Raw genomic sequence first — 25,782 nt, forward strand, 5'->3', positions numbered from 1 at the left:
GCGCACCAGGCCGTGGCCGCCCCCGACCCCTTCGGTACGGTGACCGCCGCCGAGCGGGCCGCCGACCCGTTCGGCACGACCGTGCCCGGCCCGCAGTCCGTCCCGCCGCCGCCGACCGCCCCGCCGAGCGTCCCCGCGCCGGAGCGCGACCCCTTCGGCTGAGCCGAACCGCGCCCCGCCACCCCGGCCCGACCCGCGCGCACCCGCCCGGCCCGCCCTTCCACCGGCGGACCGGGCGGGTGCGCGCCGTCCGTCATGCCCACGACCGTCAACTGGTACAGACCTATTGCCAGTTGCCGGTCCGCTCCCTACCCTCGGCACAGGATCCTCCGTGGCACCCCGACGGCCCGAGGACCGGTTCCGCGCCGCCCCCATGGCCCGGAGCACACCGCTCCACGCACCTGACACCTCCCCACGGGTAACGGGGCGTCCGGGCCTGCCCCGGGACCCCAGGACAGGAGCCACATCCATGCGCAGACGTCGGATCAGCCTGCCGCTACTGGCAGCCGGGACCCTGCTTGTCCCGGTTCTCGCCGCCGCCCTCCCCGCCACCCTGGCCAGCGCCGCGGCCGAGCGTGCCGCCACCTCGGCCGCCGAGGCCGCCGCCGGGTCCGTCACCGCGGCCTTCGCCAAGGGCAGCGACTGGAGCACCGGCTACGAGGGCAGTTACACCATCACCAACGGCTCCAGCGCCCCGGTCAACGGCTGGACCCTGGAGTTCGACCTCCCGACCGGCAACACCGTGGCGGGCCTCTGGAACGCCAGCTACACCACCTCGGCCTCCCACGTCACGGTGAAGAACCCCGGCTGGGCCGCGACTCTGCCGGCCGGCGGCACCTACAACGTCGGCTTCAACATCGCCTACTCCGGCAGCTACCAGCCGCTGAAGAACTGCAAGGTCAACGGCCAGCCCTGCGACGGCAACAGCGGCGGCGACCAGACCGCGCCGACCGTCCCCGGCAACCTCAGGACCGGCACCGTCACCCAGACCTCGGTCGACCTGTCCTGGACCGCCAGCACCGACAACGTGGCCGTCACCGGCTACGACGTGTTCCAGGGCGGCACCAAGGTGGCCACCGCCGACGGCGCCACCACCGGTGTCACCGTGCAGGGCCTGACCGCCGGCACCGCCTACCAGTTCACCGTCCAGGCCTTCGACGCGGCGGGCAACCGCTCCGCGGCGGCCGGCCCGGTGAGCGCCACCACCAGTCCCCCGGTCGAGGACCGCGAGGCGCCCAGCACGCCGGGCACCCCCGCCGTGACCGGCTCGGACGCCAGCTCCGTCTCGCTGAGCTGGGCCCCGAGCACCGACAACGTCGGCGTCACCGCCTACGACGTGTACAACGGCACCGCGCTGGCCGCGACCGTGACCACGCCCGCCGCGACCGTCGGCAGCCTGGCGCCGGACACCTCGTACACCTTCACCGTCAAGGCCCGGGACGCGGCCGGCAACGTCTCGCCCGCCTCCGGCCCGGTGACCGGGAAGACCAAGCCCGGCGGCAGCAACCCGGCCGCGCTGAAGATCGGCTACTTCACCCAGTGGAGCATCTACGCCCGCGGCTACAGCGTGAAGCAGCTCGACACCTCGGGCTCGGCCGGCCGGCTCACCACGCTCAACTACGCCTTCGCCAACATCCACCCGAGCACCAAGCAGTGCTTCATCACCAACAAGGCGGCCGGTCCGGACAACGACCCGAACGCGGGCGACGGCGCCGGTGACGCCTGGGCCGACTTCGGCAAGGGCTGGGACGCGGGCAGCTCGGTGGCCGGGACCACCGACACCTGGGACCAGAAGCTGGCTGGCAACTTCAACCAGCTGAAGCAGCTCAAGGCCAAGTACCCCAACCTCAAGATCCAGATCTCGCTGGGCGGTTGGTCGTACAGCAAGTGGTTCTCCGACGCGGCGGCCACCGACGCCTCCCGCAAGGCGCTGGTCAGCTCCTGCATCGACATGTACATCAAGGGCAATCTGCCGGTGATCGACGGCCGCGGCGGCGCGGGCAGCGCGGCGGGCATCTTCGAGGGCATCGACCTCGACTGGGAGTGGCCGAACTCCGACGGGCACACCGGGAACATCTTCCGGCCCGCCGACAAGGCCAACTACACCCTGCTGGCCCAGGAGTTCCGCCGCCAGCTGGACGCCCTCGGCGCCACCACCGGCAAGCACTACACGCTGAGCGCATTCCTCCCGGCCGACCCGGCGAAGGTCGCCGCCGGCATCGACATCCCCGGCCTGTTCGGCGCCTTCGACTTCGCCACCATCCAGGGCTACGACTACCACGGCGGCTGGGAGATGGTCACCAACCAGCAGTCCGCGATCAAGGTCGCGGCGGGCGACCCGAACCCGCCGGCCCGGCAGTTCAGCTCCGAGGTCGCGATCGGCGCGTACGTCTCCGGCGGTGCCCCGAAGAGCAAGCTCACGCTGGGCATCCCGTTCTACGGCCGAGGCTGGACGGGCGTCCCGCGCGGCACCACCAACGGCCTCTTCCAGACCGCGACGGGCCCCGGCCCGGGCACCTACGAGGCCGGCTTCGAGGACTACAAGAAGCTCAAGCAGATGGCCACCGGCGGTGGTTACACCATCTACCGGGACCCGGTCGCCGGGTACGCCTACATCTACAACGGCACGGTGTTCTACTCCTACGACGACCCGACCGAGATCGCCCGCAAGACCGCCTGGATCAAGTCCCAGGGGCTGGCCGGCGCGATGATCTGGGCCTTCGACGGTGACACCCCGAACGGCGAGCTGATGGCCGCGGTGGACAACGGCCTCAAGTAGCCCCGTCCGTTGACACCCCGACCGTTGACACCCCGTCCGTCCATGCCCTGACCGTCACTCTCCGGCCGTCAGGCCCTGGCCCGCCCCGACGGCCGCCTCCCACACTTTGCAAAGTGCAGACTTTGCAAAGTGTGGGAGAGCGGCGAGCGGTCGAGCCTGCTCACCGCGCGCGGCGGGCCAGGTGCACGACGTCGGGCACACCCCGGGCGACCTCGATCTCATGGGTCACCACGTCGGAGAAGCCGGCCGCCCGCAGCTCCTCCTCGAAGTCCGGCGACGGCCGGGCGCTCCAGACCGCCAGCACCCCGCCCGGCTCCAGCCGGTGGCGCAGCACCGCCAGTCCGTCCGCGCCGTACAGCCCGGCGTTGCCGTCGGTGACGGTCCAGTCCGGCCCGTTGTCGATGTCCAGGCACAGCGCGTCGTAGCGGGCGCCGTCGGCCCCGGCCAGGTACTCCAGCAGGTCGGTGTGCAGCACCTCGACCCGCTCGTCCTCCAGCGCCCCGGCCGAGAACGCGGCCAGCGGTCCACTGCGGTGCCAGTCGATGATCGCGCTCTCGCGCTCCACCACCGCGATCCGGCCCCAGCGCGGCTCGGCCGCCGCGTGCGCCAACGAGAATCCCACCCCGAGCCCGCCGATCAGCAGGGACGGCCGCGCCACCGGCCCGGTCCGGTCGAGCTCCTCCAGCGCCACCCCGATCAGCAACCGCTCGGAGCGCCCGTCGGCGGTGTCCATCAGGAAGCAGCCGTTGGCGATGATCTCGTAGTCCTGCCCGCGCCGGCGCAGCGCCACTTCCCCGAACGGACCCTCGCGCCGGTCCAGCGTGACGACGGCGGCGGAGCCGTCCCGTTCGGGCAGTGCGCTGTACATGCGGCGGGTTCCTCCGCGGAGTCGGGGGCACGGGCACGCGGGACGACCTCCGAGGGCCGGACCACCCGCCCGACGATAGCCGAGCCGGCCCCGGCGGGCGCCCGATTTACGTGGTGATCAGCACTCCGGTGGTTACGTGGTGATCAGCACTCCGGCGTACGACACCCCCGCCACCACCAGCCAGGAGCCGAGCCCGAGCAGCGCGATCCGGCCGCCGGTGCGCACCATGGTCGGCAGATGGACGGCGCTGCCGAGCCCGAACAGGGCGGCCGCGAGCAGCAGCTCCTGGGTGTCCCCGGCGAGCGCGAGGGCCCGCTCGGGCAGTACCCCGGTGGTGCGCAGCACGATCATGGCCAGGAACCCGGCGACGAACAGCGGCAGCAGCGGCGGACGCTTGCCGGCGGTCGGCGCGGTGCCGGCCCGCCGGTGCGAGCGCCGGACGGCCACCGCGACCCCGGCGACCAGCGGCGCCAGCAGGACCACCCGCATCAGTTTGACCAGCACCGCTTCGCGCAGCGCGCCGGCGCCGCCGGTCTGCGCGGTGGCGACCACCTGCCCGACGTCGTGGACGCTGGCGCCGACCCAGCGCCCGAAGCCGCTGGGGTCGAGCCCGAGCGGCTGCTGGAGCAGCGGCAGGACGGCGATCGCCAGGGTCCCGCAGAGGGTGACCAGGGCGACGGAGGCGGCGACGTCCTCCTCCTCGCTGCCGGCGGCCTGGCTGACCGCGCCGATCGCCGAGGCGCCGCAGATCGAGTAGCCGGTGGCGACCAGCAGCGGCTGGTCGCCGGGCAGCCCGAGCCGCCGCCCGAGCCAGAGCGTGCCGGCGAAGGTGGCCCCGACCACGGTGAGCACCATGGCGACAGTGGCCCAGCCGAGGCCGAGCACGTCGTCGAGGCTCAGTTTGAGGCCGAGCAGCACGATGCCGATCCGCATCAGCCGCTTGCCGGCCATCGAGAGCCCGGGCCGGGCGACGCCGCGGACCACCGGTCGCAGCCCGGGCAGGTGGGCGGCGGCGATGCCGAGCACGACGGCGGCGGTGAGCTTGGGCACGGCGGGAACGGCCTGGTGGACGGCGATCGCGGCGGCCACGCCGAGCACCGCGAGCAGCAGGCCGGGGGCGTCGCCGCCGAGCGGGGGCAGGACGCGGGTGCGGACCGGCCGCACCCGGCGGTCCCGGAGGGTCAGGGCCATACGGGGCTCACCGCTGTTCGCCGGCGGGCAGCCGGTAGACGCGCCGGATGCTGGTGCCGAGCTTGGCCACGTCGGCGCCGTACACGTGGACGGAGATGGCGGTGGAGCCGCACGCGTTGCGGACCAGGTGGATGTCGCCGGGCGGGGCGAACGCGGCCACGGTGCCGGCCGGGCCGACCACGTGCTCGGTCTCCACCAGGTGGGCGGTGCGTCCGTCGGACACCAGCCGGTAGCGGGTCTCGCTCTCCTGGCCCTGGTGGACGCCGGCCACGCACCAGGAGACGTGGTCGTGGATCGGGGTCCGCTGGCCGGGCAGCCAGACCAGCGCGACGACCGAGAAGGAGCCGTCCTCCTCGGCGTGGAGGACGTGCTGGCGGTAGCGGTCCGGGTCGCCCTCGCGCTGCTCGGCGGAGAGCAGCTCGCTGTCGCCGAGGTGCGGGGCGAGGCGCTCGCCGACCAGGTAGGCGGTGAGTTCCGGTGGCAGGCCGCGGTCCACCACGGCGCGGATCTCGCCGACGAGGGCGGTCATACGCTCGGTGAGCCGGCCGCTGCCGACCGTGGCTGACGTTGTCATGGCGGTAGCGTCGCCCCGCGCGACCTATCACGTCCAAGGAGGGTTCTTTCACCCTCCCCCAACCATTGCTTATCGATCGGGCCGGGACCGATCAGGCCAGGATCAATCGGGCCAGGCTCGATCAGTCCGGGGCCGATCGGCCCGGGTTCGACGCCCGGCCCCCCGGATCAGCACCCGACGCGGGCCGCCGCCGCCTGCCGCAGTTGGTCGAGCACCAGCGCGGTGGCGGGGATCCGCCGGTGCTCGCGGAGCACGTACGCACTGACCTGCCGCCGCAGATGCGGCTCCACGGCCCGGCCGGTGACCTTGCGGTGGCACATGAAGGAGAGCACCAGCGCGGGCATCAGCGCGATCCCGACCCCGGCGGCGACCAGGCTCTGCACCGCGAGATTGTCGTCGGTGGAGAACACGATGTCCGGCGCGAACCCCTCCTCCGCGCAGACGTGCAGCAGGTTGGCCCGGCAGCGCGGGCAGCCGGCGATCCACCGCTCGCCGTCGAGATCGGCGAGCCGGACGGCGTGCCGGCGGCCGAGCGGGTGGCCGACCGGCAGCAGCACCGTCAGCAGGTCCTCCATCAGCGGGATCTCGTCCAGCTCCGGCGGCACCTCGGCGGGCGCGCCGGGATAGCGGAAGGCCAGCGCGATGTCGCACTCGCCGCGCAGCAGCCGCTGCACGGAGTCGGGCGGCTCGGCCTCCAGCAGTTCGACCCGGACGCCCGGGTGCTCGGCGAGCAGCCGGGCCATGGTCTCGGGTATCAGAGTGGCGTTGGCGCTCGGGAACGCGCAGACCCGGACGCGTCCGGCGCGCAGCCGGGCCAGTGCGGCCAGCTGCTGCTGGGCGGCGGAGAGGCTGCCGAGGATCTGCTCGGCGTGCCGGGAGAGCGCCTCGCCCGCCTCGGTGAGCCGCAGCCCGCGCCCGGCCCGGGTGAACAGCGGCAGGCCGACGCTGCGTTCCAGGGCCTTCATCTGCTGGGTGATGGCGGGCTGGGTGTAGCCGAGTTCGCGGGCCGCCGCCGAGTAGGAGCCGGCCCGGACGACCTCGTGGAAGGTCCGGATGTGCCGTGAGTCGAATACCGGCTCCACTGTGCCTCCGCCCGGCCGCCGTGCCACTGCCCGGCAATCATAAGCAGAGTTTGGAGGTATCGAGCCGACCCCCGTTCGTACCTATGGTTCACTCCGGGAACGGACACCCCTCGCGCCCCCGGCGATCGGGCCGCGCGGTCACCCCTGCGCGGCCGGCGGCAGCCCCATCGCCACCTCGGCACTGGCCACCGGCGCCCCGCCCCGCATGCTCGGCCGGCGCCGGCTCTGCCGCTCGACCCAGCGCGCGAACCAGGACAGCAGCAGACACATGCCGATGTAGATCGGCGCGATCACCATCACCACCGGGATGAACGGCAGGTCGTAGTCCAGGTTGGTGGCGATCAGCTTGCCCGCGTGCAGGAACTCCTCGTAGGTGATCAGGAAACCCAGCGAGGTGTCCTTGAGCGCCACCACCAGCTGGCTGATGATGGCCGGCAGCATCGCCCGGTTGGCCTGCGGCACCAGGACGTAGGCCATGACCTGGGTCTTGCGCATGCCGAGCGCGTAGGCCGCCTCCTTCTGCCCCTTGGGCACCGCCAGCACCCCGGCCCGGAACACCTCGGCCAGCACCGAGCCGTTGTAGAGCACCAGTCCCGCCACCAGTGCCCAGAGCGGCGCGACCTTGAGCGCGACGAAGATGAAGAAGATCATCACCAGCAGCGGCATGGCCCGGAAGAACTCCACCACCAGCGTGGACAGCATCCGCACCGCGCGGTGGTCGGAGAGCCGCCCGGCGGCGAACAGCGCGCCGAACGGCAGCGCGAACAGCACCGTCCAGCCGAAGGCCTTGAGGGTGTTGCCGAGCCCGCGCAGCAGCAGCTCCTGGACGCCCTTGTACTCGAAGGCCATCCACTTGGACTCGGTGAACTGCTGGGTGTGGAAGAGCATGTAGACGATCCAGCCGAGCAGCGCGGCGATCACCAGCAGCGCGATCCCGCCGTACAGCCGGTGCCGGGCGAGCGCCTTCGGGCCCGGGATGTCGTAGAGCGCCGAGGATTCCACCGTCATCGCGACACCGCCACTCGTCGTTCCAGCAGGTTGAACACGACACTGACGGCCAGGGTGATGATCAGGTAGCCGACGGCGATCCAGACGAAGGTCCAGACGATGCTGTAGCCCAGCTCGTTGATGGTCCGGTAGGTGCCGAGCAGCTCGGTGACGCTGAACGAGCCCGCGATCGCGGTGTTCTTCGCCAGCGCGATCATCACACTGCCGATCGGGGCCACCACCGACCGGTACGCCTGCGGCAGCACCACCAGCCCCATCGTCTGGCCGAAGGTCATGCCCAGGCTGCGCGCCGCCTCGCCCTGGCCGACCGGCACGGTGTTCACGCCCGCGCGCATCGCCTCGCAGACGAAGGCCGAGGTGTAGCAGCCGAGCGCGAGCACCGCGAAGGTGAAGAACGGCAGGGTGATGTCGAAGCGCGGCAGGCCCAGCACCACGATGAAGAACAGCAGGGTGAGCGGGGTGTTGCGCAGCAGCGTCACCCAGGTGGTGCCGAACACCCGCAGCGGCTTCACCGGCGAGACCCGGAAACTCGCGATCAGCACCCCGAGCACCAGGGCCAGCACCGCGCTCACCGCGAACAGCGAGAGCGTCCCGAGGAAGCCCTCCCAGTAGGTCGACCAGTTGTCGGTCAGCGTTTTCACAGCCCGGCCCTCCCTCAGTACCGGTCGATCGGCGGCGGGGTGGGCGCGGGGATCCCGGACAGGCCGAGGGTCGCGTCGTACGCCTTCTTCCAGTCGCCGTTCTCCTCGTGGCGCGCCAGCGCGTCGTTGAGCGCGCCGCGCAGCACGGTGTCGTTCTTGGGCGTGCCGATCCCGTACGGCTCCTGGGAGAACAGCGGGCCGACCACCTTGAGCTCGTCCGGCACCTTGGCCGCGTAGCCCATCAGGATGGTGTTGTCCGTGGTGACGGCGTCCACCTGGGAGGTGATCAGGTTGTCCACGCAGGCCGAGTAGGTGTCGTAGCCGATCAGCTCCGCCTTCGGGTACTGCTTCTGGATCCGCTGGTACGGGGTGGAGCCGGCCGCCGAGCAGACCTTCTTGCCGTCCAGGTCCTGCGGTCCGTTGATGTCCTTGTTGTTCTTGCGCACCAGCAGCGACTGCCCGGCCAGGTAGTACGGCCCGGCGAAGCCGACCAGCTTCTTGCGGTTGTCGTTGATGGTGTAGGTGCCGACGTAGTAGTCGACCTGGCCGTTCTGCAGCGCGGTCTCGCGGTTGGCCGAGGCGATGGTGCGGAACTCGATCCGGTCCGGGCCGAAGCCCAGGTCGGCGCCGACCATCTTGGCGATCTCGATGTCGAAGCCGGAGTACACGCCGGTGGCCGGGTTCTTCTGGCCGAGGTAGGGCTGGTCCTCCTTGGCACCGACCACCAGGTGCCCCCGGGCCCGGGCGCCGTCCAGGGTCGGGGAGCCGGTGACCGGGTTCCCGGTCGCCACCTGGTAGCTGGGCAGCGCGCTGGGCTGCGGCCCCTTGGGCGGCGGGGTGCCGGGTTTGCCGCAGCCGGCCAGCAGCAGGGCCGCGGCCAGCAGGGTGACGGTCTTCTTCACGGGCCGGGCCTCAGTGCTTCAGGATCTTGGAGAGGAAGTCCCGGGCGCGCTCGCTCTCCGGGGCTCCGAAGAAATCCTCCGGCGCGCGGTCCTCGACGATCCGGCCGTCCGCCATGAAGACCACCCGGTTGGCGGCGGAGCGGGCGAAGCCCATCTCGTGGGTCACCACGACCATGGTCATGCCCTCGTGCGCCAGCAGGCGCATCACGTCCAGCACCTCGTTGATCATCTCGGGGTCCAGGGCCGAGGTCGGCTCGTCGAAGAGCAGCGCCTTCGGGTCCATCGCCAGCGCCCGGGCGATCGCCACCCGCTGCTGCTGGCCCCCGGAGAGCTGGGCCGGGTACTTGTCCGCCTGGTCGGCCAGCCCGACCCGCTCCAGCAGCGCCCTGGACTTGGCGTCCGCCTCGGCCCTGGCCCGTCCGCGCACCTTGATCTGCGCCAGCGAGACGTTCTGCAGCACGGTCCGGTGCGCGAACAGGTTGAAGGACTGGAACACCATCCCGACGTCGGCCCGCAGCCGGGCCAGCCCCTTGCCTTCCTCGGGCAGCGGCCGGCCGTCGATCAGGATGGTGCCGGACTCGATCGGCTCCAGCCGGTTGACGGCCCGGCAGAGCGTGGACTTCCCGGAGCCGGACGGCCCGATCACCACCACGACCTCGCCGCGGCCGATCGTCAGCTCGATGTCCTGGAGCACGTGCAGCGCACCGAAGTGCTTGTTGACCCCGCGCATCTCGATCAGCGGGGTGAAGCCGCCGGGCCCGGGGCCGGAAGCCGGTCCGGGCCCGGGTGGCGGCTCGGCGGTGCTCACCGTCCGCGCCGCCCCTTCAGCAGCCAGCCGAGGGCCCCGCCGGCGATCAGGGTGCCCAGCAGGGCGATCCAGAGCGGAGCGGTCACGGTGAACACCCAGAACTGGATCTGCACCTTGTCGAGGTTGGCGAACAGGAACCACACCGCGAGGACGACGATGACGCCGATCCCGATGTACCGGGTGGGAATCCCACCGATCTCACTGCGCTTGGTGCCGGAGGCGCCGTCCGAAATCTTGGTCACCCGTGCAGTCTGCGGGCGAATGGGAGGGTTTGCCCGGCCACGCGCCCGGGAGTAACCCGCACGGGGCAACCCCGCCCCGCGCCGGGTCACCTCTCGTCACGCTCCGTGATTCTCCGTCATGCGCCGCCGACCGTGCTCCGTCGGCGGTGCGGTCTCACCCCTCGTCCCGCCAGGACCGCCACAGCGCCGCGTACGGACCGCCGGCCGCCACCAGCTCCGGGTGGCTGCCGTACTCGCTGATCCGCCCGTCCTCGACCACCGCGATCACGTCCGCGTCGTGCGCGGTGTGCAGCCGGTGCGCGATGGCGATCACCGTACGGCCCTCCAGCACCCGGGAGAGCGAACGCTCCAGGTGCCGGGCGGCCCGCGGGTCCAGCAGCGAGGTGGCCTCGTCCAGCACCAGGGTGTGCGGATCCGCCAGCACCAGCCGGGCCAGCGCCAGCTGCTGGGCCTGCGGCGGCGTCAGCGCGGCGCCGCCGGAGCCGACCTCGGTGTCGAGACCGGCCGAAAGCGCGTCCACCCACTCCCCGGCGTCCACCGCGTCCAGCGCCCCGCGCAGCTCGGCGTCGTCCGCCCCGGGCGCGGCCAGCAGCAGGTTGTCCCGGAGCGTCCCGACGAACACATGGTGCTCCTGGTTGACCAGCGCCACCTCGGAGCGCACCCGCTCGGCCGGCATCCGGGACAGCGCCGCCCCGCCGAGGGTCACACTGCCCCGGCCCGGGGCGTAGATCCCGGCCAGCAACCGGCCCAGCGTGGACTTCCCGGCCCCGGACGGCCCGACCAGGGCCACCCGGCTGCCCGGCGCGACGTCCAGGCTGATGCCGTGCAGCACATCGGCGCCCTCCCGGTAGCCGAAGCGCACGTCCCGCGCCTCGACCCGCCGCCCGCTCGGCCGGGCCTCGTCGTCGTTCTCCGCCATCGGCACCTCGTGCACGCCGACCAGCCGGGCCAGCGAGGCCTGCCCGATCTGCAGCTCGTCGTACCACCGCAGGATCAGGTCGACCGGGGCCACCAGCGCCTGCGCGTACAGCACCCCGGTGGTCAGCTGGCCCACGGAGATCCAGCCCCGCAGCGCGAACAGCCCGCCGAGCAGCAGCGGACCGAGCACCGCCAGGGTGTACACCGCGTCGATGGTCGGGAACCACGCCGAGCGCAGCCAGAGGGTGTACCGCTCCCAGGCGATCCACTCCGCCAGCTTGCGGTCGGTCAGCCGGACCCGCTGCTCGCCGAGCCGCAGCGACTCCACCGTCCGGCCCGCGTCCACCGTCTCGGCCAGCACGGAGTTCACCGCCGCGTACCCGGCGGACTCGTTCCGGTAGGACTGCGGGGCACGCCGGAAGTACCAGCGGGAGGAGGCCAGCAGCAGGGGCAGGCCGAGCAGCGAGGTGAGCGCGAGCAGCGGCGAGGTGACCACCAGGGCGCCGAGGACCAGCAGCAGCGAGACGATCGCCACCGCCAGCTCCGGCACCGCCTCGCGCACCGACTTGTCCAGCCGGTCGATGTCGGTGGTGCCGCGGGAGACCAGGTCACCCGTCCCGGCCCGCTCCAGCACACCGGTCGGCAGCGCCACCGAGCGGACCAGGAAGTCCTCCCGGAGGTCGGCCAGCACCCGCTCGCCGAGCACGGCGCCGCGCAGCCGCGACCACCAGGTGAACGCGGACTGCACCGCCAGCGCGAGCAGGTACCAGGCCACGGCCACCGTGATGGTGGACCCGGCGGTGCCGGTGGCCAGCGACTCGACCAGCGTGCCGAGCACCCACGGCCCGACCAGCCCGGCCACGGTGGCCACCGTGTGCAGCCCGACCACCGCCGAGAACGCCCCGCGGTGGCGCCGGGCCAGCACCCGGAGGTAGCCGCGCACGGCGGCCGGTGAGCCGACCGGCAGCGTGGTGGCCGGCCCCTGCTCCTGCTGGACGGGGGGCTTCATGCGTCACTCCTCGGCTCGGACGGGATCGGACGGTTCCACCGGGACGCGGCGTCGGGGCGCACCCCGGCCGGGCGGCGGCGCCTCATGACCGCTCCCCCACCCGCGCCGGCACCTCGGCCCCCGGCCCGACCCACGCGGGCTCCTCCTCGCGGGTCACCACCGCCCGGTAGGCCGGCTCGCCGCGCATCAGCTCGCGGTGCGAGCCGCTCGCGGCCACCCGGCCGTCCCGGACCAGCACCACCCGGTCCGCCCGGTCGAGCAGCAGCGGGCTGGTCGCGAGGACCACCGTGGTGCGCCCCTCGCGGTTCTTCCGCAGCCCGGCGGCGATCCGGGACTCGGTGTGCGCGTCGACCGCACTGGTCGGCTCGTCCAGCACCAGGACCGGCGGGTCGGCCAGCAGCGCCCGGGCCAGCGCCAGCCGCTGGCGCTGCCCGCCGGACAGCGAGCGGCCCCGCTCGGTGATCTCCGCCCGCATCGCCTCGCCGCGGCCGGTCAGGCCCGCCGAGCCGTCCACCAGGGCGTCGAGCACGTCCTCCGCGCGGGCGGCGGCGAGCGCCTCGGCGGGCTCGACCCGGCCGGAGGCGGGGATGTCGAACAGCGCCGCGAGGGTGCCGGAGAGCAGCACCGGCTCCTTGTCGTGCACCAGTACGGCGGCCCGCGCCTCGGCCAGCGGGACGGTGTCCAGCTCGACGCCGCCGAGCCGGACCGAGGGCTCCGGCTGCCCGCCCTCGGCCACCGGGACGTGCCCGCCGAGCCGCTCGGCCAGCGCCCCGGCGAAGTCCGGGTCGCCGCAGACCACCGCGGTCAGCTCCCCGGCCCGGGCGGTCAGCCCGGTGACCGGGTCGTACAGGTCGGAGCGCGCCGGATCGGCGAGCCCGCTCGTCCCGGCGCCGTCGGTCCGGGTGAGCGAGAGCACCCGGACGGCCCGCCCGGCCGAGACCCTGGCGACGCTCCAGGCGTGCGCCGCCTCGCCGAGGATCCGCAGCGGCGCGGCCAGGAAGGCCGTGGCGCCGTAGACCGCGACCAGGGTGCCGATCGAGATCCGCCCCTCGGCCGCCTGCCGGGCGCCGTACCAGGTGATCCCGACCACGAACAGCCCGGGCAGCAGCACTTGCTGGGCCTGCATCAGGGACCAGATCCGGGCCGAGCGGACGGCGGCCGCGCGGACCTTCTGGGAGGCCGCCCGGTAGCGGTCGAGGAAGAGCTCCTCGCCGCCGATGCCGCGCAGCACCCGGAGTCCGGCCACCGTGTCGGCGGCCAGCTCGGTCGCCTTGCCGCCGAGCGCGCGCTGCTCGGTGTAGCGGCGCTCGAACGGCCCCAGCAGCGGCCAGACCGAGGCCGCGAGCACCGGCACCCCGAGCAGCACGGCCAGCCCGAGCACCGGTTCGGTGGCCAGCACCGCGGCGCTCACCCCGAGCCAGACCACGATCGCCCCGCGCAGCCGGGCGACCAGCTCGACGTACCAGCCGATCTTCTCGACGTCCCCGCTGCCGACCGCGACGATCTCGCCGGTGGCGATCCGCCGGGACAGCCCGGAGCCGAGGTGGGAGGCCTGACGGGCCACCAGCTGCCGGACCTGGCAGGCGGCGTGGATCCAGTTCCAGACCGCCTGACGGTGCAGCAGGACGGTGCCGACCGCGGAGACCGCCGCCAGCACCAGGGCGAGCACGCCGGCCCGCCACAGGGCGCCGGAGTCCCCGTCGACGACGGCCTGGACACCGAGGCCGACCGGCAGCGGCAGGGCCGCCTGGCAGCCCATCTCCAGCAGCGACCAGCAGGTGGCGAGCACCTGCCCGCGCCGCTGGCCGCGCTGGAGCCAGCGCAGGAACCCGAGCGGTGAGGAGAGTTCCGGACGGCCGGGGTCGGCCAGCGGGAGGGTTTTGAGCAGCATGACGCTCCGTTGGAGGCGGCGCGGGCGGAGGGCGAGGGGGGAGGCCGGTAGGGTCACGGCCGTGGGTCGGTCAGGAGGTCATGGCAGCGAGACTGCCAACCCGGATGTGATCTGCGCAACAGGTTTTCCGCCCGTCGGACCCACCCCGTAGGCTGCTGCAAGCGCCGGTAGCGCGCGTCGGAAAATTTCTCCGGGACCGGGGAACAAATCCGGCACCCCCGCCGGTTGCCCCCTAGGAACCGTGGACGACCAGGAGAGGGCACTCCTTCCGTGAGCAACATCCCGAGCCTCGAGCTCAACGACGGCAACCTCATCCCCCAGCTCGGCTTCGGGGTCTGGCAGGTGCCGGACGCGGAGGCCACCGCCGCCGTCCGCGCCGCGATCGAGGCGGGCTACCGCTCCATCGACACCGCCGCGATCTACGAGAACGAGACCGGCACCGGCAAGGCCGTCGCCGATGCGCTGTCCGGCGGCATCGCCCGCGAGGACCTCTACATCACCACCAAGCTGTGGAACTCCGGCACCCGCGACTGGTCCGGCGAGCAGGGCCGCGACGCGGTGCTGCGCGAGTTCGACGCCTCCCTGGAGCGGCTCGGCCTGGAGTACCTCGACCTCTACCTGATCCACTGGCCGCGCCCGATGCACGGCAGCTACGCCAATGTGTGGAAGGCCCTGGAGCAGCTGCGCGCCGACGGCCGGGTCAAGTCGGTCGGCGTCTCCAACTTCGGCACCGAGCAGCTCACCCGGTTGGCCGAGGAGTCCTCGCTCGTCCCGGTGCTGAACCAGGTCGAGCTGCACCCGTACTTCCCGCAGGAGGAGCTGCGCGCCTTCCACGCCGAGCACGGCATCGCCACCGAGGCGTGGAGCCCGCTCGGCCAGGGCAAGGACCTCCTCGCCGAGCCGGCCCTGGTCCGGATCGCCGAGAAGCACGGCCGCACCGTCGCCCAGGTGGTGCTCCGCTGGCACCTGCAGAGCGGCATCATCGCGATCCCGAAGTCGGTCACCCCCTCGCGGATCAAGGAGAACCTCGACGTCGCCGGCTTCGAGCTGGACGCCGAGGACCTCGCCGCGATCGCCGGCGTCACCACCGGCACCCGGATCGGCCCGGACCCGCAGGGATTCGACTGGAACTGACCGGACCGGCGGCACCGCCCGCGCGTCAACGGCGAAGGCCGCCCTCCCGCATCGGGGAGGGCGGCCTTCGCCGTGTTGACCCGCGAACCGTCACCGGTCCGGGGCCGACGGCCCACGGTCGAGGACGGTCGGCCGACGGGTGAGCGACGGACGACCGCGGAGCGACCGGATGGCGAATCGTTTTGCCGGACGGCCGAGGCGTTCGCCTACAGCCGCGCCGCCTTGGCGATCAGCGCGAGCGCCGCCTCGTGCTCGTGCTCCTCCAGCGGAGCCAGCAGCAACCGCTGGACCTGGGCCACGCCCGCGGACGAGCGGTGCAGCAGGTCCTGACCCGCCGGCGAGAGCGACAGCAGGTTGCGCCGCCCGTCCGAGGGGTCGCGGCGACGCTGGACCAGGCCGCGCCGGACCAGCCGGCTGACCATCTCCGCCATCGTGGCCTTGTCCAGCGAAGCGAGCTCGCCCACCGTGCGCTGGTCGGCGCCCGGCTCCAGCTCGAGCGCGTCCAGCACCGCGTACTGCGGCGCCGTCAGCTCCGAACCGACGTGCTCCGACCAGAGCTTGGTGTGCACCTGCTGGCTCACCCTGATCAGGTAGCCGATCGCCCTCTGGGCGTCCAGCATCGGTCGCGCGTCCGTCAGGACGGCGACCTGGGCCGGCTCCAGTCTGGCTATCTTGGCCATCACACGGACAATCTCCAGCTGCTCCTCCGAAGTGAGCGGCTCGAAGAGCGTGCGCTGCACACGGACCACTCCGCCGGTGGCCTCGCGAACAGCCTGGGCACCGCTCTGCGAGAGAGCGAGCAGCTTGCGCCGGCCGTCGGCCGGGTCTCGGCGCCGCAGCACCAGGCCGCGCCGGACCAGCCGGGCGACCATCTCGGCCATTGTGGCCTTGTCGAGCGAGGCACGCTCGCCGACGGTCCTCTGGTCGGCGCCCGGTTCGAGGGCGAGAACCAACAGGACCGCGAACTGCGGGGCCGTGAGATCGGCCCCGACATGTTCGGACCACAGTCGAGTGTGGACCTGCTGTGCAACGCGGATGAGGTGTCCGGGCGACTGCTGCAGTCGCGCGGACACGCGGGTCGTCGGGATCTCCCCCAGCACCATGTATCCGTCCCGATGTCACACCCGGTGTGTGTGGGACACCCGGGTGGGGCAGTAACGGCGAGTGGGCGTCCCGCTGTGAGGGAGGGCGCTCCAGCCGTGCAGCCGGTGGCTGCTGGCGGACACTATACAAACGGCAGGCCCTCGCTGGCAGGCAGGGGCGGATAGTAGACGCAGGTTCGGCAACATTGGCATATTTACTCGTCGTGCCGACCCGCCGGTAACCCGTTCGCAGGAGAAAGCCGACCGGTCGGTCCTTACCCTCGGTCACCTGCGCCTTCGCCCTGGCCGCGCTCCCTACCCGCCGGTAGGGTATGGCCACCCGGACGGATCCGCCCTCCGGATCGGCCCGGCGGAACCCGAGAGCCCGCCGTACGGTTCCTGGGAGTTCCCTGAGTACCGCGTTCCGGAACGGAACCGCGTCCGACCGGTCACCGGGGCGATCCCCGGTCGACACCCGAGCGACATCCGCGGACTCGCTCCGACGTCCGCGGACCTCCGAGAGAGACGAGACCGAGCATGACCGAGCAGACCACCTCCCCGCGGGTCGCCGTCGTCACCGGCGCCGCCCGCGGCCTGGGCGCCGCCACCGCCGTCCGCCTGGCCGCCGACGGTTACGCCGTCGCCGTGCTCGACCTGGAGGAGTCGGCCGGCCGGGAGACCGTCGAGCGGATCACCGCCGCGGGCGGCCGGGCCCTCGCGGTCGGCGCGGACGTCTCCGACGCCGCCCAGGTGCAGGCCGCGGTCGACCGGATCGTCGCCGAGCTCGGCGCCCCGGTCGTGCTCGTGAACAACGCGGGCGTGCTGCGGGACAACCTGATCTTCAAGATGACCGAATCCGACTGGGACACGGTCATGAACGTGCATCTCCGCGGCGCGTTCCTGATGACCCGGGCGGTCCAGAAGTACATGGTCGACGCCGGTTTCGGACGGATCGTCAACCTCTCCTCCTCCTCGGCCCAGGGCAACCGGGGCCAGGCCAACTACTCGGCCGCCAAGGCGGGTCTGCAGGGCTTCACCAAGACCCTGGCCATCGAGCTCGGCAAGTTCGGCATCACCGCCAACGCGGTCGCCCCCGGCTTCATCGCCACCGACATGACGGCCGCCACCGCGGCCCGAGTGGGCATGGACTTCGAGGAGTTCAAGGCCGCCGCCGCCACCCAGATCCCGGTGCGGCGCGTGGGCGAGCCGGAGGACGTGGCCAACACCATCGCCTTCTTCGCCGGCGAGGGCGCGGGCTTCGTCTCCGGTCAGGTGGTCTACGTGGCCGGCGGCCCCCTCGACTGAACCGGCGAACCTACGCAGGGTTACCACGGGGTGGGAACCGGCTCGGCCGGTCTCCCGCCCCGTGTTTTTTTGCCTGGATTTGGGAAGAGGCACACGAACACCATACGGACATTCGATCCGAAAACGTCTCCAGAGCGTCCCGTAGCGGCCTCGAATGATCGGAGAACGCCTTTGCGGCGGAATTCAGAATGCCTCCGGTAATGCCCTCGGGGCCATTTGTGGGGTTACCGCCCGACCATCCGTCGAACGACCGCGAACGACCGCGAAGGACAGTGAAGGACAGTGAAGGACACAGGACAGACACGCCCTAGCCTTCCCAGCTACGCACCACCACCCCGTCCCGCACCGCGAGGTTGAGCCGCCCCTCCCGGTGGTCCATCGTCATCGCCGCGCCCTGCGGCAGCACCCGCACCGAGGCCCACCCGTGCCGACGGGCCAGCTCCTCGGCCCGTTCGATCCGCAGCCCCGCGTAACCCTCCGCGTCCGTGTCCGTCATCGCCCCTCCCCGGCTCGCCCAGCGGACGTACGCTGGAATCGTAGACCGCCTGTACGAGGACCGCCCGTACGAACCGGCAAGGACCGGGAGGTGACCGCGGATGCCCGCCACGACCCCGCGGCGGTGGCACAGCGGCACCGAACCCGCCACCGCCCGCAGCGACCTCAAGCTGCGCTACCTGCTCTCGCTGACCTTCACCCCGCTGTTCGCGCTGGCCACCGCGGGGTTCGCGGTCTGGGCCGCGAACGCCCCCGAAATGGGTGCGCCGAGCCAGGGCACCCTCACCGGCTTCGCCGTGGCCTGCGGGATCCTCACCCTGTTCGCCGCCGTCGATCTCGTCATCGTGGTCCGGCGCCGCCGGACCGAGCTCTGACCCGCGGTCTCCCGCGGGGTGGGAACCCGGCGACCCGGCGACCCTGTGAGCCGGCGCCCCGGGCGCCCCGCCCCCACCCCGCGAAACCCGCGAAACGCGTCCGCGCGAACTCAGCGGCCGCCGACCGCCTGCTTCACCAGCGTCCGCCCGAAGTCCCACATCAGACCGCTCCCCCGGTGCGCGTCCTCCATCACCTCGGTGAACGCCTCCACGAACCGGTCCACGTCCCGCTCGGTGATGATCAGCGGCGGAATCAGCTTGATCACCTCCAGATGGTCCCCGGACACCTGGGTGAGGATCCGGTGCCGTTGCAGCAGCGGCACCACCACCATCTGGGCGAACAGCCCCTTGCGGGCCGCCTGCAGGGCCGTCCAGCCGGTCCGCAGCTTCAACGACTTCGGCCGCCCGAACTCGATCCCGATCATCAGCCCGCGCCCCCGCACCTCGGCGAGCAGCTCGTACCGGTCGACCAGCGCGGTCAGCCGCGCCCGGAAGTAGTCGCCCACCTTGCGGGCGTTCTCCACCACCTGCTCGTCCCGGATCACCTCCAGGGTCGCCAGCCCGGCCGCCATCGCCTGCGCGTTGGAACCGAAGCTGGCCGAGTGCACCAGCACCCGGTCCATCGAGGAGTACACCTTCTCGAAGATCCAGCCCTTGCCGAGGGTCGCCCCCACCGGCACATAACCGCCGGAGAGCGCCTTGGCCGCGCACACCAGGTCCGGCAGCACGCCATCCTCGTCCTGGTAGGCGAAGAACTCGCCGGTGCGCCCGATCCCGGTCTGCACCTCGTCGCAGATCAGCAGCGCCTTGTGCTCGTGCAGCAGGTCCTGGGCGGCCCGCAGCCAGCCGGGCGGCGGCGCCTGCACACCCTTGCCCTGGATCGGCTCGACGATCAGCGCCGCGACGTCACCGCGCTTCAGCTCCTTGGCCAGCGCCCCGAGATCGCCGAGCGGGATCGCGGTGTCCGGCAGCAGCGGGTCGAAGCCCTTGCGGAACCCGTTCTCGCCGTTCACCGACAGGGAGCCGGTGGTCAGCCCGTGGAAGGCGTGGTCCGCGTACAGGATCCGGCGGCGGCCGGTGGCGTACCGGGCGAACTTCAGCGCCGTCTCGACCGCCTCGGTGCCGCTGTTGCCGAAGAACACCCGGTCCAGCCCCGGCGTGTACGACAGCAGCCGCTCGGCGAGCAGGCCGGGCAGCGGCGAGCAGTCGAAGCGGACCAGGTCCGGCAGGTCGAGGTCCATCACCTGCTGGACGGCCGAGCGGACCACCGGGTGGTGGCGCCCCAGCGCGAAGATGCCGAAGCCGGCCAGCATGTCGAGGTACTCGTTGCCCTCGGCGTCGTAGAAGTACTGGCCCCGGGCCCGCTCGTAGTACTTGTCGAAGCCGATGGTGTGCAGCATCCGGGCCAGCTGCGGATTCAGGTAGCGGCTCTGCAGCTCGTACCGCTCCTTGCCCCGCTCGGCGAGCAGGGCGGCCAGGTCGAAGCCCGGTGCGGCGCGGTCGGGACGCTGAGCGGTGCGATCGTCGGGGTCAGCCGGCATGGCGCTGGTTCGCTCCTCGGTTCGGAAGGTCCCGGTTCGGAAGGTCCCGGTCGGAACGCCCCCGGTCGGAACGCCCCCGGTCCGGCAGTCCACCGGCCGGAAGCAGGTGCTTGGCGAAGGCGGCGGTCTGGGCGGCGACCCCGGTACCGGTCAGCCCGGTCTCCTCCAGGATCTCCCCGCGCGCGGCGTGCCCGAGGAACTCCTGCGGCAGGCCCAGCACCCGCACCGGGACGTCCACGTCGGCGTCCCGCAGCGCCTGGGCGATCGCCGCGCCGACGCCGCCGGCACGGCCGTTGTCCTCGACCGTGACCACCAGCCGGTGCCGGGCGGCGAGCTCCGGCAGGGCCGGGTCGACCGGCTTGACCCAGCGCGGGTCGACCACGGTCGCGGTGAACCCCTCGGCGAGCAGCAGCCGGGCCGCGTCCAGCCCGGCGGCGGCCGTGGTGCCGACGGTGACCAGCAGGATCTCCGGCAGCTCCCCGGTGCGCAGCAGCACGTCCACGCCGCCGACCCGCTCGATCGCGGGGACGGCCGGGCCGATGGTCGCCTTGGGGAAGCGCACCACGGTCGGGGCGTCGGCGACGTCCACCGCCTCGCGCAGCTGGGCGCGCAGTTCGTCGGCGTCGCGCGGGGCGGCGAGCCGCAGCCCGGGGACGACCTGGAGGATCGACATGTCCCACATGCCGTTGTGCGAGGCACCGTCCGGGCCGGTCACCCCGGAGCGGTCCAGTACGAAGGTGACGCCCAGCCGGTGCAGGGCGACGTCCATCAGCACCTGGTCGAAGGCCCGGTTGAGGAAGGTCGCGTAGACCGCCACCACAGGGTGCAGTCCGCCGGTGGCCAGGCCGGCCGCGCTGGTGACGGCGTGCTGCTCGGCGATGCCGACGTCGAAGGTGCGCTCCGGGTACGCCTTGGCGAACTTCGCCAGTCCCACCGGCTGCAGCATGGCGGCGGTGATCGCCACCACGTCCGGGCGTTCGGCGCCGACGGCCAGCAGCTCGTCGCCGAACACCGAGGTCCAGGAGACGCCGGTGCTGGGCGAGATCGGCAGGCAGGTGTAGGGGTCGATCGGGTTGACGGCGTGGAAGCGGTCCGCCTCGTCCTGTTCGGCGGGCCGGTAGCCGCGGCCCTTGACGGTGAGGCAGTGCACGATCACCGGGCCGCCGAAGCCGCGCGCCTTGCCGAGCGCGGACTCCAGCGCGGCGAGGTCGTGGCCGTCGATCGGGCCGAGGTACTTGAGCCCGAGGTCCTCGAACATGCCCTGGGGCGCGAAGGCGTCCTTGAAGCCCTTCTTGGCGCCGTGCAGCGCCTCGAAGATCGGCTGGCCGACCACCGGGGTGCGCTTCAGGGTGCCCTTGCCCCAGGACAGGAAACGCTCGTAGCCCTGGGTGGTGCGCAGGGTGGCGAGGTGGTTGGCGAGGCCGCCGATGGTGCGGGCGTAGGAGCGCTCGTTGTCGTTGACGACGATGACCAGCGGCCGGTCCTTGGCGGCGGCGATGTTGTTGAGCGCCTCCCAGGCGAGGCCGCCGGTGAGCGCGCCGTCGCCGATCACCGCGACGGTGTGCCGGTCGTGCTGGCCGAGCAGCTGGGCGGCCTTGGCCAGGCCGTCGGCGTAGGAGAGCGCGGTGGAGGCGTGCGAGTTCTCGACCAGGTCGTGTTCGGACTCGGCGCGCGAGGGGTAGCCGGACAGCCCGCCCTTCGTCCGCAGCCCCGAGAAGTCCTGGCGGCCGGTGAGCAGCTTGTGGACGTAGCTCTGGTGGCCGGTGTCCCAGACGATCCGGTCGTGCGGGGAGTCGAAAACCCGGTGCAGGGCGATGGTCAGCTCGACCACACCGAGGTTGGGGCCGAGATGTCCGCCGGTCCGGGTGACGGCGTCGATCAGGAACTCCCGGATCTCGCCGGCCAGCCGGGGCAGCTCGGCGGCCGGGAGGGCTCTCAGGTCCGCCGGGGATGTGACGCTGGAGAGCAGTGACATGGCTTTCACCTCACGACTCGGAGCGGTGCGGTGGTACCGCCGCGGTCGGGCCGCGGCCTCGCGGGGTGGGGGGTCCGGCCCGGGTGCGGGCCCCGGGCCGGACGGGGCGGACGGCCGGTGGGCCGTCCGCCGACGGGTGCGGTCAGCGGCCCCGGTTGGAGCCGACGGTCTCGGTGAGCGCCCGCAGCGACTCCTTCAGGGAGCCCATGGTGGCGAGGACGGCGGTCGGCTCGTAGCCGCAGTGCGCCATGCAGTTGGAGCAGCGGGCGTCCTTGCCGCGTCCGTACTTGTCCCAGTCGGTCTTCTCGATCAGCTCGCGGTAGGTCGGCACATAGCCGTCGGCCATCAGGTAGCAGGGCCGCTGCCAGCCGAAGAGCGAGTAGTTGGGGATGCCCCAGGCGGTGCACTCGAAGTCGACCTTGCCCTCCAGGAAGTCCAGGAAGAGCGGGCTGTGGTTGAGGCGCCAGCGCCGCCGGTTGCCGCCGGCGAAGGTCTTGCGGAACAGCTCGCGGGTCTGTTCGACGCCGAGGAAGTGCTCCTGGTCGGGTGCCTTCTCGTAGGCGAAGGCCGGGGAGATCATCATCTCGTCGACCTGGAGGTCGTCGTTGAGGTAGTCGAGCACGTCGATGATGGTCTGCGGGGTGTCGGTGTTGAAGAAGGTGGAGTTGGTGGTCACCCGGAAGCCGCGCCGCTTGGCCTCCTTGATCGCCTCCACCGCCTCGTCGAAGGTGCCCTCCTTGGCCACCGAGGCGTCGTGCCGCTCGCGCAGCCCGTCGATGTGCACGGTGAAGGTGAAGTACGGCGAGGGCTTGAACTTGTCCAGCTTCTTGCGCATCAGCAGCGCGTTGGTGCAGAGGAACACGTACTTGCGGCGCTCGACCAGCTGCCGGACGATCTCGTCGATCTGCGGGTGCATCAACGGCTCGCCGCCCGCGATCGAGACCATCGGGGCGCCCGACTCCAGGACCGCGCCGACTGCCTGGGCGACCGGCATCCGCTGCTTCAGCACCCCGGCCGGGTGCTGGATCTTGCCGCACCCCTCGCAGGCCAGGTTGCAGGCGAAGAGCGGTTCCAGTTCGACGATCAGCGGGAACTTGTCGCGTCGCTTGAGCTTCTGCTGCATGAGGTAGGTGCCGACCCGCACGGTCTGGCGCAACGGCATGGCCATGGCTAGCTCGCCTCCTGAGGGAGCGTCGAGGATGTGGGGTGGTGGTCGAGGGTGGCGGGCGGGGGCCGGTCCCGGCCCGCCCGGTCGTTCCGCAGGTGCCAGTCGACCAGGGCGGGCACCGTGGCGCGGAGCGTCCGCCAGGCGCGGACGCCGGCCGGAAGGGTCCCCGGGCGCAGAAGTTCCCGCTCGGGGGTGTCGACGACGACCCGCAGCACGGCCGCGGGCAGGCCGGGCCGCAGCTCGCGGAGGGCCGCCAGCACGGCGGCGGCCTCCATGTCGACGGCGAGCGCGCCCTGCAGGTGCAGGGCGCGCCGTTCCAGGCCGCGCACCACGTGGTCGGCGGTGTGGTGCACGCCTGTGTGCGCGGTCAGGCCGCGCGCGGTCAGGGCCCGGGTGAGCCCGAGCCCCGAGCCGACGGTGAAGTGGTTGCCCTCGGCGTCGCGGACCCCGTTCGCGACGATCACGTCGCCGGGCGTGATGCCCGGCGCGACGGAGGCGCCGAAGCCGGCCACCACGAGCGCCCCGTAGCCGCCGGGGGCGGCGGTCAGCAGCCGTCTGACGGTGAGCGAGGCCCGCCGCCGGCCGACGCCGGTCCGCACCACGACGGGCGGGCCGCCGGCCGCGCCGCGCCAGTCCCCGCCGCGCAGGGCCCACACCTCGGGGCCGAGCGCGCAGAGGACCAGCAGCGGGGCAGCGGTCACCGGGACGCCCCGATCGGCGCGGTACCGGTGGCCGGCCGGCCGGCCGCGGGGCCGCCGTGCAGGTAGCGGCCGAGCGCGGTGACCGGGAAGACCAGCCGGTACAGGTGGTAGTTGATGGAGAAGTCCCACGGGAAGCCGGTGCCGGTGAACTGGGGCTCGTCCCAAGTGCCCTCGGGCAGCTGGGTGCGCACCAGCCAGTCGACGCCGCGCTCGACGGCGGGGTTGGCCCGGCCGTCCGGCCCCTCCCCGGCCGCGAGCAATGCCATCAGCGCCCAGGCGGTCTGCGAGGCGGTGGACTCGCCGCGCCCGGCCCAGCGCGCCGGGTCCTCGTAGGAGCGCATGTCCTCGCCCCACCCGCCGTCGGTGTTCTGGCGGTCCTCCAGCCAGCGGACGGCGCGGCGGATCGCCGGGTGCTCGGCGGGCACGCCGACGGCGACCAGGGCGGGGAGCACCGATCCGGTGCCGTAGATGTAGTTGGTGCCCCAGCGGCCGAACCAGGAGCCGTCGGCCTCCTGGTTGCGCAGCAGCCACTCGACGCCGCGCCGGGTGCGCGGGTCGCGGGCCTTGCCGACCTCGGCCAGCATCTCCACGACGTGGGCGGTGACGTCCGCCGAGGGCGGGTCGACGACCTCGCCGAAGTCGCAGAACGGCAGCTTGTTCGGCAGGGTGCTGGTGTTGTCGACGTCGAAGGCACCCCAGGCGCCGTTCTTGGACTGCATGCCGAGGTTCCACCGCACGGCCCGGTCGACGGAGCCGGCGACCTTGGCCGGGTCCGGGTGGGCGACCCGGCAGAGCGCGAGCACCACCTCGGCGGTGTCGTCGATGTCGGGGTAGGTGTCGTTCTCGAACTCGAACGCCCAGCCGCCGGGGGCGAGCGAGGGGCGCTGGACGGACCAGTCGCCGCGCTTGGTGATCTCCTCGCCGAGCATCCAGTCGACGGCGGAGACCAGCGCGGGGTGGTCGGCCGGGAGTCCGGCGTCGACCAGGGCGACGGTGGCCAGGCAGGTGTCCCAGACCGGTGACTGGCAGGCCTCCAGCCAGCGCCGGCCGTCCGGGGTGTGCACGGTGAAGCGGTCGAAGGAGGCGAGCCCGGCCCGCATCACCGGGTGGTCGAGCTCGTAGCCCTCCAGGTGCAGGGCGATCAGCGAGTAGACGGCGGGCGGCTGGATGCCGCCCCAGCAGCCGTCGGCCTCCTGGCGCTCGACGATCCAGCGGCAGGCCTGGGAGACGGCGAGCCGGCGCAGCGGGCGCAGGGCTCGGTGGTGGTAGGCGTGCAGGGCCTTGTCCAGGCGTTCGAACAGGCCGTCCCAGCTGGTGGCCGGGGCGAGCGGCCGGACCGGGAAGGGGTCGTCCGGGTCGGTGTGCAGCTCGGTCAGCGCGAACGGCGCCGGGCGGACCGGCCGGTGCGCGGAGACCACGGTCAGCGGGACGATGGTCTGCCGGGCCCAGCAGCCGAAGGCATAGATGTTGAGGGGCAGCCACCTCGGCAGGAACATGATCTCGGGCGGCATCTCCGGCAGCCGTTCCCACGGCCACCAGCCGAACAGCGCGAGCCAAATCCGGGTGAAGACCCGGGCGGCGGCGATCCCGCCGGCCGACCGGATCCAGCGCGCGGCGGCCATCATGTGCGGGGCGCCCGGATCGTCGCCGGCGAGCTTGAGGGCGACGTACGCCTCGACAGTGGTGGAGAGCTCGGCCGGTCCGCCGTGGAAGGTGGACCAGGTGCCGTCCTCGCGCTGGTGGGAGCGGATCCATTCGGCGGTGGCCTTGGTCTGCTCCTCGGTCCGGATCCCGAGGAACTGCCGGAGCAGTAAGTCCTCCGCGTCCATGGTGACGTTGGTCTCCAGATCGCCCTTCCACCACCCCTCGGAACTCTGCAGGGAGAGCAGGTGGGTGGTGGCGCGGGCCAGTGCCTCCTCGGCGGAGGCGGCCCCGTTCTGCGATTTCTCGGTCCGGTCGGCCGACGCGGCGGCGGCCCCCTCGGGCTGCCACTCCCCGGCGCCCAGGAGCGCCGGGGCGAGGCCGCCCACCGCGACCGGCTCGGGATCGTACTCAGGGTCGAGCCGGCCGTCCGCGGTTGCTGTCAACGTAACG

At 72.6% G+C, this 25,782-nt stretch carries 22 protein-coding genes; 4 read left to right on the top strand and 18 right to left on the bottom strand.

What is annotated here, in order from left to right:
• Positions 1-469 precede the first annotated feature (469 nt).
• On the top strand, positions 470-2,779 hold the full coding sequence (locus ADK60_RS25850; protein ID WP_079008685.1) for a glycosyl hydrolase family 18 protein: 2,310 nt from the start codon (positions 470-472) through the stop codon (positions 2,777-2,779).
• Between the two features lie 160 nt (positions 2,780-2,939).
• Here the strand turns inward: ADK60_RS25850 and ADK60_RS25855 are convergent, their stop codons facing one another.
• The 11 genes from ADK60_RS25855 to ADK60_RS25905 form a co-directional block, all read right to left on the bottom strand.
• Positions 2,940-3,647 carry a spermidine synthase family protein gene (locus tag ADK60_RS25855; RefSeq protein ID WP_053649187.1) on the bottom strand — a complete coding sequence of 236 codons (708 nt, stop codon included), beginning with the start codon at positions 3,645-3,647 and terminating at the stop codon, positions 2,940-2,942.
• 132 nt (positions 3,648-3,779) lie between these two features.
• Positions 3,780-4,838, bottom strand: a complete 1,059-nt coding sequence (locus tag ADK60_RS25860) for a YeiH family protein (protein WP_079008686.1) — start codon at positions 4,836-4,838, stop codon at positions 3,780-3,782.
• 7 nt (positions 4,839-4,845) lie between these two features.
• Complete coding sequence (locus tag ADK60_RS25865) at positions 4,846-5,412, bottom strand: cysteine dioxygenase family protein (RefSeq protein WP_053649189.1); 567 nt, start codon at positions 5,410-5,412, stop codon at positions 4,846-4,848.
• A gap of 167 nt (positions 5,413-5,579) precedes the next feature.
• Entirely contained in the window at positions 5,580-6,494 is a 915-nt protein-coding gene (locus tag ADK60_RS25870) for a LysR family transcriptional regulator (RefSeq protein ID WP_045943776.1), read from the bottom strand.
• Between the two features lie 138 nt (positions 6,495-6,632).
• The gene (locus tag ADK60_RS25875) at positions 6,633-7,502 is read right to left on the bottom strand and encodes an amino acid ABC transporter permease (protein WP_053649191.1); all 870 of its coding nucleotides are present in this window, start codon (positions 7,500-7,502) and stop codon (positions 6,633-6,635) included.
• On the bottom strand, positions 7,499-8,143 hold the full coding sequence (locus tag ADK60_RS25880) for an amino acid ABC transporter permease (protein WP_045943774.1): 645 nt from the start codon (positions 8,141-8,143) through the stop codon (positions 7,499-7,501). The genes ADK60_RS25875 and ADK60_RS25880 overlap by 4 nt, the downstream gene beginning before the upstream one ends.
• A gap of 14 nt (positions 8,144-8,157) precedes the next feature.
• On the bottom strand, positions 8,158-9,045 hold the full coding sequence (locus ADK60_RS25885) for a glutamate ABC transporter substrate-binding protein (protein ID WP_053649192.1): 888 nt from the start codon (positions 9,043-9,045) through the stop codon (positions 8,158-8,160).
• A 10-nt stretch (positions 9,046-9,055) separates the two neighbouring features.
• Positions 9,056-9,784: an amino acid ABC transporter ATP-binding protein gene (locus ADK60_RS25890; protein ID WP_234371248.1), complete on the bottom strand. Its 729-nt coding sequence runs from the start codon at positions 9,782-9,784 to the stop codon at positions 9,056-9,058.
• Between the two features lie 65 nt (positions 9,785-9,849).
• On the bottom strand, positions 9,850-10,095 hold the full coding sequence (locus tag ADK60_RS25895; RefSeq protein ID WP_052709591.1) for a LapA family protein: 246 nt from the start codon (positions 10,093-10,095) through the stop codon (positions 9,850-9,852).
• A 154-nt stretch (positions 10,096-10,249) separates the two neighbouring features.
• On the bottom strand, positions 10,250-12,022 hold the full coding sequence (locus tag ADK60_RS25900; RefSeq protein ID WP_053649194.1) for an ABC transporter ATP-binding protein: 1,773 nt from the start codon (positions 12,020-12,022) through the stop codon (positions 10,250-10,252).
• Positions 12,023-12,104: 82 nt separating this feature from the next.
• The gene (locus ADK60_RS25905) at positions 12,105-13,913 is read right to left on the bottom strand and encodes an ABC transporter transmembrane domain-containing protein (RefSeq protein WP_053649197.1); all 1,809 of its coding nucleotides are present in this window, start codon (positions 13,911-13,913) and stop codon (positions 12,105-12,107) included.
• 270 nt (positions 13,914-14,183) lie between these two features.
• On the opposite strand from ADK60_RS25905, the gene ADK60_RS25910 reads away from it, so the two are divergent.
• Positions 14,184-15,047, top strand: a complete 864-nt coding sequence (locus tag ADK60_RS25910) for an aldo/keto reductase (RefSeq protein WP_053649199.1) — start codon at positions 14,184-14,186, stop codon at positions 15,045-15,047.
• Between the two features lie 206 nt (positions 15,048-15,253).
• On the opposite strand, the gene ADK60_RS46955 is transcribed toward ADK60_RS25910, so the two are convergent.
• Complete coding sequence (locus ADK60_RS46955) at positions 15,254-16,150, bottom strand: MarR family winged helix-turn-helix transcriptional regulator (RefSeq protein WP_051742929.1); 897 nt, start codon at positions 16,148-16,150, stop codon at positions 15,254-15,256.
• Positions 16,151-16,666: 516 nt separating this feature from the next.
• Here ADK60_RS46955 and fabG point away from each other — a divergent pair.
• Positions 16,667-17,434 (top strand): 3-oxoacyl-ACP reductase FabG, encoded by a 768-nt coding sequence (gene fabG / locus ADK60_RS25920; protein WP_053649201.1) that lies wholly within the window; start codon positions 16,667-16,669, stop codon positions 17,432-17,434.
• Positions 17,435-17,741: 307 nt separating this feature from the next.
• Here the strand turns inward: fabG and ADK60_RS25925 are convergent, their stop codons facing one another.
• Complete coding sequence (locus ADK60_RS25925; protein ID WP_053649203.1) at positions 17,742-17,930, bottom strand: I78 family peptidase inhibitor; 189 nt, start codon at positions 17,928-17,930, stop codon at positions 17,742-17,744.
• A gap of 100 nt (positions 17,931-18,030) precedes the next feature.
• On the opposite strand from ADK60_RS25925, the gene ADK60_RS25930 reads away from it, so the two are divergent.
• Entirely contained in the window at positions 18,031-18,303 is a 273-nt protein-coding gene (locus ADK60_RS25930) for a DUF6343 family protein (RefSeq protein ID WP_045943763.1), read from the top strand.
• A gap of 110 nt (positions 18,304-18,413) precedes the next feature.
• Here the strand turns inward: ADK60_RS25930 and ADK60_RS25935 are convergent, their stop codons facing one another.
• From ADK60_RS25935 to shc, 5 genes are all read right to left on the bottom strand, one after another.
• Positions 18,414-19,844 carry an aspartate aminotransferase family protein gene (locus tag ADK60_RS25935; RefSeq protein ID WP_053649205.1) on the bottom strand — a complete coding sequence of 477 codons (1,431 nt, stop codon included), beginning with the start codon at positions 19,842-19,844 and terminating at the stop codon, positions 18,414-18,416.
• On the bottom strand, positions 19,834-21,819 hold the full coding sequence (gene dxs / locus ADK60_RS25940; RefSeq protein ID WP_079008687.1) for a 1-deoxy-D-xylulose-5-phosphate synthase: 1,986 nt from the start codon (positions 21,817-21,819) through the stop codon (positions 19,834-19,836). Before dxs ends, ADK60_RS25935 begins: the two co-directional genes overlap by 11 nt.
• Before the next feature lie 142 nt (positions 21,820-21,961).
• A complete protein-coding gene (gene hpnH / locus ADK60_RS25945) occupies positions 21,962-22,987 on the bottom strand; it encodes an adenosyl-hopene transferase HpnH (RefSeq protein ID WP_045939934.1) in 1,026 nt (341 codons plus the stop codon).
• A 2-nt stretch (positions 22,988-22,989) separates the two neighbouring features.
• On the bottom strand, positions 22,990-23,688 hold the full coding sequence (locus tag ADK60_RS25950; RefSeq protein ID WP_063783267.1) for a 5'-methylthioadenosine/S-adenosylhomocysteine nucleosidase family protein: 699 nt from the start codon (positions 23,686-23,688) through the stop codon (positions 22,990-22,992).
• A complete protein-coding gene (gene shc, locus ADK60_RS25955) occupies positions 23,685-25,775 on the bottom strand; it encodes a squalene--hopene cyclase (protein ID WP_234325963.1) in 2,091 nt (696 codons plus the stop codon). The genes ADK60_RS25950 and shc overlap by 4 nt, the downstream gene beginning before the upstream one ends.
• Positions 25,776-25,782 lie beyond the last annotated feature (7 nt).

It is taken from the genome of Streptomyces sp. XY431, assembly GCF_001279805.1.
In the GTDB taxonomy this organism is placed as follows: Bacteria; Actinomycetota; Actinomycetes; order Streptomycetales; family Streptomycetaceae; genus Kitasatospora; species Kitasatospora purpeofusca.

Bases quoted from the DNA above. Each gene is read 5' to 3' on its own strand.
- ADK60_RS25850 (WP_079008685.1), top strand. From the start codon at position 470: ATGCGCAGACGTCGGATCAGCCTGCCGCTACTGGCAGCCGGGACCCTG.
- ADK60_RS25855 (WP_053649187.1), bottom strand. From the start codon at position 3,647: ATGTACAGCGCACTGCCCGAACGGGACGGCTCCGCCGCCGTCGTCACG.
- ADK60_RS25860 (WP_079008686.1), bottom strand. From the start codon at position 4,838: ATGGCCCTGACCCTCCGGGACCGCCGGGTGCGGCCGGTCCGCACCCGC.
- ADK60_RS25865 (WP_053649189.1), bottom strand. From the start codon at position 5,412: ATGACAACGTCAGCCACGGTCGGCAGCGGCCGGCTCACCGAGCGTATG.
- ADK60_RS25875 (WP_053649191.1), bottom strand. From the start codon at position 7,502: ATGACGGTGGAATCCTCGGCGCTCTACGACATCCCGGGCCCGAAGGCG.
- ADK60_RS25900 (WP_053649194.1), bottom strand. From the start codon at position 12,022: ATGAAGCCCCCCGTCCAGCAGGAGCAGGGGCCGGCCACCACGCTGCCG.
- ADK60_RS25905 (WP_053649197.1), bottom strand. From the start codon at position 13,913: ATGCTGCTCAAAACCCTCCCGCTGGCCGACCCCGGCCGTCCGGAACTC.
- ADK60_RS46955 (WP_051742929.1), bottom strand. From the start codon at position 16,150: ATGGTGCTGGGGGAGATCCCGACGACCCGCGTGTCCGCGCGACTGCAG.
- fabG (WP_053649201.1), top strand. From the start codon at position 16,667: ATGACCGAGCAGACCACCTCCCCGCGGGTCGCCGTCGTCACCGGCGCC.
- ADK60_RS25925 (WP_053649203.1), bottom strand. From the start codon at position 17,930: ATGACGGACACGGACGCGGAGGGTTACGCGGGGCTGCGGATCGAACGG.
- ADK60_RS25930 (WP_045943763.1), top strand. From the start codon at position 18,031: ATGCCCGCCACGACCCCGCGGCGGTGGCACAGCGGCACCGAACCCGCC.
- ADK60_RS25935 (WP_053649205.1), bottom strand. From the start codon at position 19,844: ATGCCGGCTGACCCCGACGATCGCACCGCTCAGCGTCCCGACCGCGCC.
- dxs (WP_079008687.1), bottom strand. From the start codon at position 21,819: ATGTCACTGCTCTCCAGCGTCACATCCCCGGCGGACCTGAGAGCCCTC.
- hpnH (WP_045939934.1), bottom strand. From the start codon at position 22,987: ATGGCCATGCCGTTGCGCCAGACCGTGCGGGTCGGCACCTACCTCATG.